Annotated in this window: 11 protein-coding genes and 1 pseudogene; 4 read left to right on the plus strand and 8 right to left on the minus strand. The window is 69.2% G+C overall.

The window, feature by feature from the left end:
* Positions 1–146 precede the first annotated feature (146 nt).
* The 5 genes and pseudogenes from ACFRKB_RS16470 to ACFRKB_RS16490 all read right to left on the minus strand — a co-directional run.
* Positions 147–371, minus strand: a pseudogene (locus ACFRKB_RS16470) (acyl carrier protein); the annotation flags it as partial.
* Between the two features lie 46 nt (positions 372–417).
* Positions 418–2,481 (minus strand): acyl-CoA dehydrogenase family protein, encoded by a 2,064-nt coding sequence (locus ACFRKB_RS16475; protein WP_383106495.1) that lies wholly within the window; start codon positions 2,479–2,481, stop codon positions 418–420.
* Between the two features lie 95 nt (positions 2,482–2,576).
* Positions 2,577–3,815 carry a beta-ketoacyl-[acyl-carrier-protein] synthase family protein gene (locus ACFRKB_RS16480; protein ID WP_383106497.1) on the minus strand — a complete coding sequence of 413 codons (1,239 nt, stop codon included), beginning with the start codon at positions 3,813–3,815 and terminating at the stop codon, positions 2,577–2,579.
* Entirely contained in the window at positions 3,812–4,972 is a 1,161-nt protein-coding gene (locus ACFRKB_RS16485; protein WP_383106498.1) for a beta-ketoacyl-ACP synthase 3, read from the minus strand. The genes ACFRKB_RS16480 and ACFRKB_RS16485 overlap by 4 nt, the downstream gene beginning before the upstream one ends.
* A 164-nt stretch (positions 4,973–5,136) precedes the next feature.
* Positions 5,137–7,449: a terpene synthase family protein gene (locus ACFRKB_RS16490; protein WP_383106499.1), complete on the minus strand. Its 2,313-nt coding sequence runs from the start codon at positions 7,447–7,449 to the stop codon at positions 5,137–5,139.
* 157 nt (positions 7,450–7,606) lie between these two features.
* On the opposite strand from ACFRKB_RS16490, the gene ACFRKB_RS16495 reads away from it, so the two are divergent.
* Both ACFRKB_RS16495 and ACFRKB_RS16500 read left to right on the plus strand, forming a co-directional pair.
* Positions 7,607–8,203: an HhH-GPD-type base excision DNA repair protein gene (locus ACFRKB_RS16495; protein ID WP_383106500.1), complete on the plus strand. Its 597-nt coding sequence runs from the start codon at positions 7,607–7,609 to the stop codon at positions 8,201–8,203.
* 147 nt (positions 8,204–8,350) lie between these two features.
* Positions 8,351–9,916 (plus strand): M28 family metallopeptidase, encoded by a 1,566-nt coding sequence (locus ACFRKB_RS16500; RefSeq protein WP_383106502.1) that lies wholly within the window; start codon positions 8,351–8,353, stop codon positions 9,914–9,916.
* A gap of 36 nt (positions 9,917–9,952) precedes the next feature.
* Here the strand turns inward: ACFRKB_RS16500 and ACFRKB_RS16505 are convergent, their stop codons facing one another.
* Both ACFRKB_RS16505 and ACFRKB_RS16510 read right to left on the minus strand, forming a co-directional pair.
* Complete coding sequence (locus tag ACFRKB_RS16505; RefSeq protein ID WP_383106503.1) at positions 9,953–10,093, minus strand: DUF397 domain-containing protein; 141 nt, start codon at positions 10,091–10,093, stop codon at positions 9,953–9,955.
* Positions 10,050–10,997, minus strand: coding sequence for a helix-turn-helix domain-containing protein (locus ACFRKB_RS16510; RefSeq protein WP_383106505.1), 948 nt, complete (start codon positions 10,995–10,997; stop codon positions 10,050–10,052). Before ACFRKB_RS16510 ends, ACFRKB_RS16505 begins: the two co-directional genes overlap by 44 nt.
* Before the next feature lie 864 nt (positions 10,998–11,861).
* On the opposite strand from ACFRKB_RS16510, the gene ACFRKB_RS16515 reads away from it, so the two are divergent.
* A complete protein-coding gene (locus tag ACFRKB_RS16515; protein WP_041987019.1) occupies positions 11,862–12,164 on the plus strand; it encodes a type II toxin-antitoxin system VapB family antitoxin in 303 nt (100 codons plus the stop codon).
* Between the two features lie 149 nt (positions 12,165–12,313).
* On the plus strand, positions 12,314–12,952 hold the full coding sequence (locus ACFRKB_RS16520) for a LytR C-terminal domain-containing protein (RefSeq protein WP_383106507.1): 639 nt from the start codon (positions 12,314–12,316) through the stop codon (positions 12,950–12,952).
* Positions 12,953–13,014: 62 nt separating this feature from the next.
* Here the strand turns inward: ACFRKB_RS16520 and upp are convergent, their stop codons facing one another.
* The gene (upp, locus tag ACFRKB_RS16525) at positions 13,015–13,650 is read right to left on the minus strand and encodes a uracil phosphoribosyltransferase (RefSeq protein ID WP_030349959.1); all 636 of its coding nucleotides are present in this window, start codon (positions 13,648–13,650) and stop codon (positions 13,015–13,017) included.
* Between the last annotated feature and the right edge of the window lie 19 nt (positions 13,651–13,669).

Below are 13,669 nucleotides of genomic sequence, written 5' to 3' on the forward strand. Positions count from 1 at the left end.
TTCGCCCCGTGAGCCGTGTTCGCCCCGTGAGCGGTGTTCGCCGCGTGAGCCGAGCCCGCCGCGTGAGCCGTGGCCTTCACGTGAACCGTGTGCACCGCGCGGAGCGTGTGCACCGCGTGCGTGGTGCGCGCCGTACGCGCCGTGCGCGCCCCGTCGAGAAACGCGGTGATCTGCGCCAGCGTGGCGCCCTTGAGCAGCGAGTCCGAGTCGGCGTCGATCCCCAGCGTCTCCTTGATGATGACGGCGAACTCGGCGACGGCGAGGGAGTCCATCTCCAGACTGTCCATCGTGGCCTCGGGGATGATCTCCGCGGCGGGCACCTTGAACGTCGCCGTCAGCACCTCGGTGATCTTCGGGTGGATCTCGCTCATGGGATGTCCTTTCCAGGGGTTGGGTCGGTCGAAGGGGTCGGTGGTTTCAAGCGGGTGCGGCGGGTGCGGCGAGTACGGCGTGCCACGCGCCCTCCGCGTCGTCGTAGGCGTCCGCGTAACCCGCCCCGGAAATGGGCCAGTCGGCGAACATCTCCTCCGGCAGCGCGAAGGAATCGACGAGGGCGGGGGCATGGCCGGCCAGCCGTGAGATGAGCTGTTCGACGGCCTCGGGCAGTTCGTCGAGATGACGGGGGGCCAGCCGGCCGGCGGCCAGCAGATCGCCGCTGTTCCGGTCGATCCACTGGAGCGCGAAGAGCCGGTGCAGCGAACGCAGCAGGTCATGGGCCGAGGACGGCGACATGGCGGCGACGGACGAGGGCGAGGGCGAGGGCGACGAGAGCGACGAGGGTGACGAGCCGGGCTCCAGTCCTGCCACCGCCACCGCGTACGCCTCCGACGCGCGCCGGTACGCGTACGCCTCCACGGCGCGCAGCGCGGCCCCGGACGCCGCGTTCCACCGCGCCAGCGGATCGCCGTGCGGCACCTCGCTCATCCGGCGGCGTGCCCGCGCCAGCCATACGGCCTCGATGGCGACGAGGAGACCGTCCAGGAACATCGGTTCGGTCAGCCCGCGGCGCGAGGGATCGTACGGTCCGTCCCCCGGCTCCGGACCCGACACCGCGACCGGCCCGGGAGCCGCCGAGAACAGCATCTCGGCCGCCGCCTTCGCGTAGATCGCGACATTGTCGCCCTCGGCCGTGATGACGCCCTCGATACCCGCCAGCAGCTCGGTCATGCCGTTGTTCTCCAACAGCGCCTGCGCGCCGCACCGTTCCCGCGACTCCACGATGACCTCACGCGCCCGCCAGCTGATCCAGCCCTTGGCGACGGCCACCAGCCGCTCGGCCTCGGCCGTGTCCGCTTCGGTACGCGACTCCCACGCGTCCAGCGCCGTACGGTGCAGCAAGGACATCGCGAAGACCGTGGCCAGGGCCCCGACCAGCGGGCCGTGGTGGCTGCGGTGCGCGAACACCGGTACCCGCTTCCCGCCCCTGGAACCGGAGATCAGCCGGTGCCCGCCGTACCGCACGGCGAGCGCCAGCGTGACCCGCGCCGAACCGACCGCGCACGCGCTCATCGAGAGCTTGCCCGCCGTGACCCGGCCGATCGAGGTCAGAAAGCGCCGTCGGCGGTTGCTCTGCTCGCTCCGGAACACACCGTCCTCACCGATCCACCCCTGCGCACCGCCCAACAGCGCGTCGCGTCCCACGAAGACCCGGTCGAACGAGGTCAGACAGTGGTCCACCGGGCTGCCCAGCCGGGCGGGCAGCCTGCGCACCCGGACGCCGGGGAGCGCCCCAAAGGCGTCGGTCAGCGGGGTCAGAAACAGAAAAACGCCCTGATCGGCACCGTCCACCAGCAACCGGGCAGCCACCACACCGGACTTGGGGCCGCCCACCGGGCTGGTGTTGGGCATGAACTTCTGCGCCCCCGCGTGCGGCGTGCACAGGACGAAGCCGTCCCGCTCCCGGTCGTAGGCCGCCGTCGTCTCCACGGCGACCGCGTCGTTTCCGTGCGCCACCTCCGTACAGAGGAACGTGCCCACCCGGCGCAGCGCGAGGAAGTCGGCCAGTTCCGCCATACCCGCCGCATCCGCAGAGCCCGCCGCATCCGCAGAGCCCGCCACATCCGCAGAGCCCGCCGCGTTCGCCATGTCCGCCGCATCCGCCGTGTCCCGCGCCGTGCCGCGCGCCACGCCCTTCCCGCTCTCCGCGTGGTCGAGGAGACTGCCGAGGAACAGGTTGTAGTGAATGCCCGCGACCGTCGTGAACGCCGGATCGACCGGGCCCAGCCACTCATGCAGCGCGGCGAGCCCACGCGGGTCGGCCACCAGCTCCGCCGGGCTGTCGAGCGTGTCGTTGACGGTACGCAGCCGCTCGTACGCCATCGCCAGCCGCTCCGTGGACGAGGCACCGGGCCGGCGGCGGAACGGCGCCGCGGCGGCGAGCCGACGCCATGGCGCGTGCTCCCGGTCGAAGTCCTCCCCGAAGAGCACGCGCGTCAGCGAATCCACCGCATTCACGGCAACGCTATTGATATTTATACTCATGCCGGTATAACGATCAATCAATGGCGAAGAAACGACTCTCCCACCCGCAGAACCATGGGACATTCGTACGATCAGCTCCCTGATATGACGGGTCGTCAGGCCCGCCGAAACGCCAGCGCCACGTTGTGCCCGCCGAACCCGAATGAGTGGCTGACCGCCGTCTCCACCCACTGCCGCCGGGGTTCCTTCGTCACACAGTCGAGGTCGAACTCGACAGCGGGCGCGTCCACGTTGGCGATCGGCGGAATCACGCCATGTTCGAGGGTGAGCACCGTCGCCACCGCCTCGATCGCCCCCGCCGCCGCCAGCGTGTGCCCCACCACGCCCTTCGGCGCCGTGACCGACGGACGGTGCGGATAGACCCGGTCGATCAGTGTCGCCTCCATCGCGTCGTTGAGCGGCGTCGACGTGCCGTGCGCGTTGACATGCCCGACGTCGTACGGACTCCACCCCGCGTCCCGCAGCGCAACCTCCACCGCCACCTGGGCCCACCGGCCGTCCGGCGCGGGCGCCGTCGGGTGGTGCGCGTCCGTACTGGCGCCCGCGCCGGCCAGCAGCGCGCGCGGCGCCCGGCCCCGGGCCCGTGCGTCCGCCTCCCGTTCCAGGACGACCATGGCGGCGCCCTCGCCGATCACGAACCCGTCCCGGTCCGACGCGAACGGCCGTGACGCCCCGCCCGGATCGCCGGTACGCGTCGACAGCGCGCCCATCCGCGCGAAGGCCGTCACCACCAGCGGAGTCAGTACGGACTCGGCGCCCCCGGCCACCACCACATCGCACTGCCCGCTCGTCAGCAGATCCCGGGCCACGGCGATCGCGGTGGCCCCCGAGGCACAGGCGGTCGCCGGGGCCAGGCTCGGCCCCCGGGCCTTGAGCGCGATGGCGACCTCTCCCGCCGCCGCGTTGGGGATCATCATCGGCACCAGTACGGGGGAGACCGCCTGCGGGCCGTCCGCCTGGAGCTTCAGCGCGTTGTCGACGAGTACGGAGACACCCCCGACGCCCACGCCGAGCACCACACCCACCCGGCCGCCGTCCCAGCTCGCGGGGTCGAGTCCGGCGTCCGCCACGGCCTGCCGGGCCGCGATCAGCGCCAGCTTCACGAACCGCGCCATCCGCCAGACCGACCTGCCGCCGATCACCGCGTCGAGATCGATGCCCTCGACCGCGCAGGAGAAGTCGACCGGCATACCGGCCAGTTCCGGGCGCTGCCGGGCCACCGACCGCCCCGCGCACAGCCCTTCCCAGAACGACCGTTCATCATGACCTGCGGGAGTCACCACCCCGAGCCCGGTCACCGCGACCGTCCCGCTCCCCTCAGCCGTCGGCGTCATGATCCGTTCCTTCCGTCGAGGGCCGTGGCCCGTGAGTTCTCGGGCCGTACGGCCTCGGACGCGGTCGCCGCAGACGTGGTCACCGCAGACGTGGTCACCGCGAGCGCTGTCGTCGTGGGCGCCGTCGCCGCGGGCCAGCGCAGCGCCACCGTCCCCCAGGTGAGGCCGCCGCCGAAGGCGGTCAGCAGCATGCGGTCGCCCGTGCGGAAACGTCCCCGCGCGTCCGCGTCGGCCAGGGCGAGCGGGATGGAGGCCGCGCCGGTATTGCCCACCCGGTCGAGATGGGTGACACAGCTCCGGGCCCCGATCCCCACACGTTCGGCGACGGCCCGCAGGATCCGGGCGTTGGCCTGGTGCGGTACGAAATGGTCGACCTCGGCGGCGTCCCAGCCCACCGTGCGCAGCAGCGAGCGGCACGACCCGGTCATCCGCTCGACCGCGTGCTGATAGACCGCCCGCCCCCGCATCCGGAAGAACTCGTCGCCCTCGGCGGACGGTTCCGCCACCGACCTCGACCGCGCCCCGCCGCCCACCACGGTGATCAGGTCATATCCCGTGCCATCACTGCCCAGATCGAAGGCGAGCAGTTCGCCCGGGTCTCCGGCCCTGCCCGCACCGATCAGCGCCGCGCCGGCTCCGTCGCCGAACACCACACCCGACGAGCGGTCCCGGGGGTCCAGCCAGGTCGAGTACACATCGGCGCCCACCAGGAGCACCCGTTCACAGAGCCCCGACACCACCAGTCCATGGCAGACGGCGAGCCCGTAGACAAAGCCGCTGCACACCGCGCCGATATCGAACGCGGGTACCGTCCCCAACCCCAGTCGGGCCGCCAGCGCCGGCGCGGTCCCCGGACAGAGATGGTCCGGCGTCGCCGTGGCCAGCACCACGGCGTCCACCGCCCGCGCGGGGCCGGACCCCGCCGATCCCGCCGATCCCGTCCACCCCCGACCCGCCCCCGGTGAAGCCGTCTCTCCGAGCAGCAGCCTCGCCGCCTCGTACGCGAGGTCCCCCGTGGACATCCCCGGAGCCGCCCGATGGCGGTCGGCGATGCCCGTGCGGGTACGGATCCAGGCGTCATCGACCTCCCACTCCGCGGGCAACGCCCCATTGGGGACCGGCTCCCCCGGCACCCATCCGGCGACGCCCTCAAGCACCGCCGTCCGTGACTCCGCCCCCTCCCCGCCTTCCGCGCGCCCCCTCGCGCGCGGGCCTCGCGCCTCCGTACGCCCGTACAGTGCGTTTCCGCTCGCCACCCACGGCCCCCATCCGGTAAACGATCACATCGACCGGATGACAAACGGGCGCGCCCGTAAGCGAGTTACTGCGCCATTTGGGGCAAAGATCGAGCCGGTTCCCACCCAGGTAGGTGAATCCTTGCCGCGGAGGTGCCGAGCCCGCTCGGAACGGGCGGCAGCCGACGGGTGATACGGGCCCGGTCCTCCAGCAGTTCGGCCTCCTTGTACCGCTTACAGCCGTGGTGCCAGTTGAGAATCCCGGCCAGCCAGTTCTCCAGCCCCTTCACATGGCCGTCGAGCACCCGGCGCGCGTCCGCGTCGAGGCCGAAGTCGTCGTACAGCACGGGCAGTTCATGGGCGACGACATGCCGGAACTGGCTCAGCCGCGAGTGCATCAGGTCGTCGATGATGGTGAGGGCGGCCGGATAGTCGCAGTTGAAGAAGTTCTGCACGACGAGCACACCGTTGTGCAGCTCGCCCTCGAACTCCACCTCCTTCTGGTACGAGAAGACGTCGTTCATCAGCGTCCCGTAGTCCTGGGCCGCGTTCTCCAGGGACCTCATCGGCCCTGAGCGGTAGATCTCGGGCGGTACCACCCGGCCATGGCCCAGCCAGGACAAACGCATCGTCATGTCCGACCCGAAGGTCCGCCGGCGCATCTCGATGTAGTCGACGGGGTCGGGGATCCGGTTCTGCGCCTGATTGGCCAGCTCCCACAGCCAGCTGTCGGTCATGTCCACGACCGACTTGCGGAAGGCACGGCGCGCCTCCGGGTCCAGCCGGCCCGCCGTACGGACCCAGAGATCGGCCAGCCCACGTTCCAGCGCGGTCGCGGGCGCCGGTGTCCCGAAGCTCTCGACCGGCATGAACAGCGCCAGCCGGTCGTTGCACGCCTTCGCGCCCGCCACATCGCGTGCGTTGCCGTGGACCACCGGGTAGTAGTCGTCGCCGTACGTCCCCCACGTCAGCCAGTCCGAAGTGAGATCCAGCCCCTCCGCCGTGGCGTCCGGATGGATACCGGCCGCGCAGAGCGGCAGGTCGATACGGCGCAGCCGCCGCTCGTCCCAGACGCCCGAGCCGGGGATACCCGGCTGCGCCTCCAGCATCCCCATGCGGTGGGCCCACTCGACGGTGTGCTCCCGCGAGTGGTGCAGATGCGGACTCAGCGACAGCCCGAACGGCATCCGGAACTCGGGCAGTACGGCGGGGCCGACCCGCTGGAACGGGACAGGGCTGTGGCTGCGCGCCCGCGCCGGCGCACCCGCGCTGATCGCCTTCGCGATATCGGCCGCGGCCGTACCGAGACCGACCGGCACCAGCGAGAACGACACGCCCGCCCCATCACCTGTCCCCCCGACAGCCTCGCCACCGGAGCCGAGGCCGGAACCGGAGCCGGGGCCGGAACCGGCGCCGTTCATATACCGACTGGAGCGCATATGCCACTCATGGCCGCCCGACTGCCAGTCCTGAAGCCCCTTCACATAGGCGAGGGTGTCGGCGCACGACTGCGGATCCAGCCCCTTCTCCGCGAAGAGCGGCCCCAGTTCGGTCAGCGCGGTGTTCTCGAACTGCTGGACGCGGGAGGTGAGCAGATCGTTGACCGCGTCCGCCGCCTCCTGTGTCGTACAGCCGAGGAAGGTCTCCAGGACGAGCACGCCATTGCTCAGCTCGCCCTCCTCCTCGATCTCCCGCTGGTACGAGAACAGGTCGTTGCGCAGATGGACAGCGTCCGAGAACGTCTCCTTCAGCACCCGCAGCGGGCGTGAGCCGGCGATCTCCGCGGGCACTTCGGCATTCGCCGCGTACTCGATGAGCCCCGCGGACCAGGGCGCTCCACCGACCTTGCGGCGCATCTCGATGTACTCGACGGGATTCGCGACCCGATGCGCGTTGATGTTCGCGAGTTCCCAGTCGGATTCGTTGAGGAGATTCTCCGTGGACTCCGCGAACCGCTGCCGCCACGCCATCGACATGCTCGGGACCGTACGGGCCCAGAGGTCCGCCAGCCCCGCCTCGACCGGATTGGTCGGCTCCGGGAATCCGGCGGCGAGATCCATCGGCATGAAGGCGGCCAGCCGTTCGAGATACGCCTTGCCGCCCTCCCGGTCCTGGGGCCGCTTGTAGACCTCCAGGAAGTGGTCGTCGAAGAAGAACACCCACACATACCAGTCCGTGACCAGCGACAACGCCGGACCGTCGCAGTCCGGATGCGTGTACGAGCAGAGCAGCGCGTAGTCATGGGAATCGAGGTCGTGCTCCTCCCAGACACCCGACCCCTCCAGCATGCCCATGTCTCCGGCCCACTGCTTGGAGTGCGCCCTGGCCTCCTCCAGGTGCGGATTGAGCCGGGCCGGATAAGCCAAATAGAAATCCGGCAATTCAAACGGCTGTGTCACGTGCGAGCGGCCTTTCCTGACGATTCCGGTGGTTTTCCCTCCGTCGTGATCTACCCTTCGCCCGACTCCGCCATTCGGACCACAAATTAGTCATATGAACACACGACAAGCGCGTGGCGTGCCCGGCCCACCACGCGACCCAGGCGATCATCGCTGAATGAGCACCACAATCCGGCTCGCACAACAGCCCGAGGCCGACGAACTGCTCGGCCGCAGCCCGCTGGCCGCGCTCGTCGGCATGCTGCTTGACCAACAGGTGCCGATGGAATGGGCGTTCTTCGGCCCGTACACCATCGCCGTACGCATGGGACACGACGACCTCGACGCCCACGAGATCGCCGCGTACGACCCCGAGGCGTTCGTCGCACTGCTCACGGACAAGCCCGCCGTGCACCGCTATCCGGGGTCGATGGCCAGACGCGTCCAACAGCTCTGCCAGTACCTCGTCGAGCACTACGACGGCGATCCCCGCGCGATCTGGCGTGACATCGCCACCGGCGCGGAGGTACGGGACCGGCTCAACGCGCTGCCCGGCTTCGGCAAGCAGAAGTCCCAGATCTTCCTGGCACTGCTGGGCAAGCAGTACGGGGTACAGCCCAAGGGCTGGCGCGAGGCCGCGGGGGCGTACGGGGACGTGGGGTCGTACCGCTCGGCGGCGGACATCACCGGACCCGAATCGCTGGCCAAGGTACGGGCGTTCAAGCAGGAGACGAAGCGCGCGGCGAAGGCGGCACGAGCGCCCAGGACCGACTGACCACCGTCCGGCCTGCCCCCGATCCGCGGCTGATCCGCGGCTGATCCACCGATACGCACCGTGAGCTGTGACACAGGTGTTCCCAGGGAGCGCGGCGCTGGCTAGCTTTCCCTCACCTTTGTTCGCACTGGAAGGATCCCAGTCCCTGTGAACGCAACGTCCCGCAGACTCCTGGCAGTCGCGGCCACCACCGCGCTGGCCGCCCCTCTCCTGCTGTCCGCCTCGCCCGCCACCGCGCTCTCCCACGACCCGGCCAAGGACGCCGCCAAGGACGCGGCGAAGCTCTCCCGGAAGCTGGTGCGCGAGGCATCGGCCGGCGACGCGTATCGGCATCTGGAGAAGTTCCAGGCCATCGCGGACTCCGCCAACGGCAACAGGGCGGCGGGCACGCTCGGCCACGACGCCTCCGCCGCGTACGTGTACAGCCAGCTCAAGAAGGCCGGTTACCAGGTCTCGTACGACACGTTCGACATCACCTATATCGAGACGCTCGCCGAGAAGCTCACGGTCACCGCGCCGACGCCGCGCGACGTCGAGATCGTGGCCATGTCGTACACGACCTCCACCAAGGAGGGCGGGATCGCGGCCGACCTCGCCGCCGTCCCGGTCGACGCGACCACGGGCTGCGAGCCCGCCGACTACGCCGCCGGCGCCTTCACCGGCAAGATCGCGCTGATCCAGCGCGGCGGCTGCGACTTCGCGACGAAGCAGAAGGAAGCGGCGGCGGCCGGTGCGGTCGCCGCGGTCATCTACAACAACACCACGGGCTCCCTCAACGGAACGCTCGGCGGTCCGGACGCCGGGAAGATCCCCACGGGCGGCATCACGCAGGCCGAGGGCCAGGCACTCGCCGCCGAGGCCGCCAAGGGCGCGGTGAAGGTCTCTCTGGACATCCGCCAGCTCCAGGAGGAGCGCACCACCCGCAATGTGATCGCCGAGACCAAGGGCGGCAGGGCGGACCGGACCGTCATGCTCGGCTCCCATCTGGACTCGGTCACCGAGGGCCCCGGCATCAACGACAACGGCTCCGGTTCCGCCGGGCTGTTGGACGTCGCCCTCAAGCTCGCCAAGACGCATGACAAGCCGGCGAACAAGGTGCGCTTCGCCTGGTGGTCGGCGGAGGAGCTGGGCCTGCTCGGCGCCGAGGCGTACGTCAACGGCCTCACCGACGCACAGCGCGAGGACATCGCGCTCTACCTCAACTTCGACATGATCGCCTCGCCGAACTTCGCCCAGTTCGTGTACGACGGCGACGATTCGGACGGCGAGGGCGCGGGCCCCGGACCCGAGGGCTCCGCCCAGCTGGAGAAGGGCATCACCGACTTCCTCGACAGCAGGAACGTTCCGCACGAGGGCACGGACTTCGACGGCCGCTCCGACTACGGGCCGTTCATCGACGCGGGCATCCCGTCCGGCGGTACCTTCACCGGCGCCGAGGGCATCAAGTCCGAGGCCCAGGCCGTGAAGTACGGCGGCGAGGCCGGTGTCGCGTACGACAAGTGCTACCACGCGGCCTGCGATGACCTCTCGAACATCAATATGAAGGCGTTCGGCATTAACATCGGAGTGATCGCCAACGCCGTGGGCACCTACGCCCACGATCTGAGTTCGGTGACCAAGCCCGCGGCGAAGACCGAAGGGGCGCGGATGCCGCTCAAGGGCGGCGCGACCGACACTGTTTCGCACTCCCGCGGCCACACGCCCACCGCATAGCGGGGAGATCAAACGGCTCAGCGCACCCCATTGCGATCAGGCGGTGGGGTGCGCTGCGGTTCTGGCGCCGGAAACAAAAGTGAAGAAAACAGCTCTGCTGAACACAAGGACCGGGCCTTCGGTATTCTTGCTGTCACGGACGGGGATAATGCCCGGGATACCGGTGCCTATTTCCACGCAATTTCCGCTGTTGTCGCCGCTGTAACTGCTCTTTACCCACGTTGTCGCTCTGAAATCGCGATTCATCATGGTGGCCGTACCCTTCCATCGCGTCATGGAGCAACGCGGCAGACTCGGAGGCGGACAGCGCATCCGCCCTCAGAACAGCATAGGTCTGTGCATGACGGCCGGTAACTTCCGGATCGTCGCTGAAGTGCCCGCGGTCAAGCGATTCCGAGTACACCCAGACATGACCATCCGCGAGGGTGATCAGGGACATGGACGTATTGGGACGCCAAATACCCGGGACACCCGCGGGAGCGACTTGGACACGGATGTTCGGCTGCTTTCCCACACGCAGCAGATGTGCGCACTGATCCCGCATGACGGCCGCGCTTCCGACGGTGTTCCTGATGCAGCTCTCGTCCAGGACCATGAGCAGCAGCGGCCCCTCGGGGGAGAGAAACCTGTGTTGTCTGCTGAGCCGCGCGCGCACGCGTCTTTCCAGCTCGTCCCCGCCGGCCCGGCGCGAGAGCAGCGCGCGGGCGTAGTCCTCGGTCTGCAGCAGCCCCGGCATCATCTGGGTCTGGTACTCACGGAGCGCCGTCGCCTCGGCGTCCATGGCGGCACGTCGCTTGAACCAGTCCGGATGGTCCACCTCCGGATACCAGTCGATCTTGTGCCAGAGCTTCTGCAGGATGCCGCCGGTACGCAGCACGATGTCGCACGTCTCAGCGAATTTCTCGTCAGGAACACGTGTTCCTGCTTCCACACGGGCAACGTAGGAGCGATCGCAGGGGACTTCGCCAGCCAGTGCTATTTGCGTAACACCTATGGACTCACGGCAGTGCTTGAGAACTTCGCCGAAGACATCGGCCGTGCTGGCGCCTTTCTCCCCGCCCCCTGCGTTGCGTCGGCCCATGGCCGCTCCCCTCATGTCATGTGACAGATCTCGACTGGAACGCGTTCAACGTTGTGCGCCCACCCCGCGCAACGCAACCCTTGTCCTGTGCAACGTAGTTGCATCGCCCCGAGGACGACAATGCGCGAGGAATCGAACTCAATGACACACCGTCCCCCTGAATTGGAGGCCGTGGTCCTCGGCACGACTATGCCCCGGCGGCGTCGGGCGGAACAACTACCCGCCGAAGCAGGTGAATTGCACGAGCCGGTCTATTTTCGGGTATCCCCTGGAGGTCACCAGAACGCGGCGCTCGGAAAGGTGACGTGATGCCCAGGGCGACCTTGACCACCGTGCTGCTCTCGAAGACGGACTGCTGGTACTGCGAATCCTGCTGGATAAACAGCGTGGAGGCGGCACGCACCACCCAGGACGGCTGTATGGACCTGCTGTGCCTCAGCTGCGCCGAGGCGAATTTCCCGAGGCGCGTGGATATCTTTCCTCCGTTCGGAATCTTCGGACTCTCGAACCGGCGGACCGGAATGAGCAACGGAAAGCACGCGAAACCGGGCGGCCCCAAAATACCCCCCGATCCCGGCCCGCATCCGCCGCCGAACCCGCGCCCGCAGTCCCCGCCGGGCACCCCGCCCGTCTAACGGGTCCGAGCGACGGGCGGCCGGAGTGAGCCGCTGTCGCGCGCCTCACCGCCCCTCTTTCGAGCGAATCAGCGGCACGCACCGGCGGCCGGTAGCCACGTTCCCGGGCGCACGGGCGCCGGAGGGGCTGGTTCCACTCACGCTTCGCTCCCCCTTTGCCACTAAATGCGACCTTTGCACTGGCGCACCATGGCTGCGCCCGGAGCCGCTCGCCCGGTAGGCTTTCCGTGTGATCTTCAAGCGCATCGGTAACGGGCGGCCGTATCCCGACCACGGCCGGGAAAGCACCCGGCAGTGGGCGGATGTCGCGCCGCGCCCGGTCCGCCTCGATCAGCTCGTGACCACGAAGGGTCAACTGGACCTGGAGACGCTGCTCGCCGAGGACTCGACCTTCTACGGGGACCTGTTCGCCCACGTCGTGAAGTGGCAGGGCGATCTCTATCTGGAGGACGGCCTGCACCGCGCCGTCCGCGCCGCGCTCCAGCAGCGCCAGGTGCTGCACGCGCGCGTGCTGGAGCTCGATCGGGGCTGACCCTGTCCGTACGGACAGGGTCCGACGACGAGGTCCACGACGGGCCGGCCCGTCGGGCACTGAGCCTTTCGGGGCCTATCGTCACCCGGTCCGCGCAACCGGTTGATCATTTAGTAGGAAACACCAGCAGCGCGCACTACGCTGCGGCCATGAGCATGCTGACTCCCCCCGGCATGGGCGGAAAGTACCGCATTACGGGCTCCAAGTACCCGCGCATGCGCCGCCCCCGTCATCGTCGCAGGATCGTGCTCGCGGCCGTCGCCTCCGTCGCTGCCCTCGGCCTGACCGGCTGGGGAACGCTGCAGCTCATCGACGTCTTCACGGGGGGCGGCACGAAAAGCGCCGCCGCCGCCCGGAAGTCCGGCTGCGAGCACTCGTCCGCGCCCGTCAAGGCGCTCCCCAAGCCCGGCCAGATCACGGTCAACGTCTATAACGCGACCCCGCGAGGCGGACTCGCCAAGGTCACCGCCGACGAGCTGAAGAAACGTGGCTTCGTCATCGGCAAGGTGGGCAACGCCCCCGCCGCGTACGACAAGAAGGTCCCGGGCACCGGGATACTGGTCGGCGGCGAGAAGCCCGAGGACGGGTTCTTCACCGTCCTCGGCGCCCAGCTGAAGGGGGCCACGTCGAAGACCGACACCCGTAAGACACCGGACGTCGATCTGATCCTCGGCGCGGCCTTCAAGGAGCTGACCGAGCAGAAGGACGCCGACCAGGCCCTGGCCACCGTGGCGAGCCCCGCGACGGATCCCGCCTGCGGGGATTTGGGGGCGGCCCCGAAGCACTGACCCCCGTACCTTCCCCTGGGCCCCGGTTCGCGAACGTGCGAACCGGGGCCCGGGGGTTTGTCCTACTCGGCCGTCCCGTACATACGGTCGCCCGCGTCGCCGAGTCCCGGCACGATGTAGCCGTTCTCGTTGAGGCGCTCATCGACCGCCGCCGTGACGACCGTCACCGGCGTGCCCGCGAGCTCGCGCTCCATGACCTCGACGCCCTCGGGCGCCGCGAGCAGCACGACCGCGGTCACATCGTCCGCGCCGCGCTTGATCAGCTCACGGATCGCCGCGACCAGCGTGCCGCCGGTCGCCAGCATCGGATCGAGCACATACACCTGGCGTCCAGAGAGGTCCTCGGGCATACGGTTCGCGTACGTGGACGCCTGAAGGGTCTCCTCGTCGCGGATCATCCCGAGGAAGCCCACCTCCGCGGTCGGCAGCAGCCGCACCATGCCGTCCAGCATGCCGAGGCCGGCCCGGAGGATCGGGACGACCAGCGGGCGCGGATACGAGAGCTTCACGCCCGTCGTGCCCGTCACCGGTGTCTGGATGTCGACCTGTTCTGTCCGTACGTCCCTGGTGGCCTCGTACGCGAGCAGGGTGACCAGCTCGTCGGCGAGCCGCCGGAAGGTCGGGGAGTCGGTGCGCCGATCGCGCAGCGTGGTGAGTTTGTGCGCCACCAGCGGGTGGTCGACGACATGAATCCGCATGGCGACACAGTAACCGGGG

The organism is Streptomyces scopuliridis, from assembly GCF_042790125.1.
Taxonomy (GTDB): domain Bacteria; phylum Actinomycetota; class Actinomycetes; order Streptomycetales; family Streptomycetaceae; genus Streptomyces; species Streptomyces scopuliridis_A.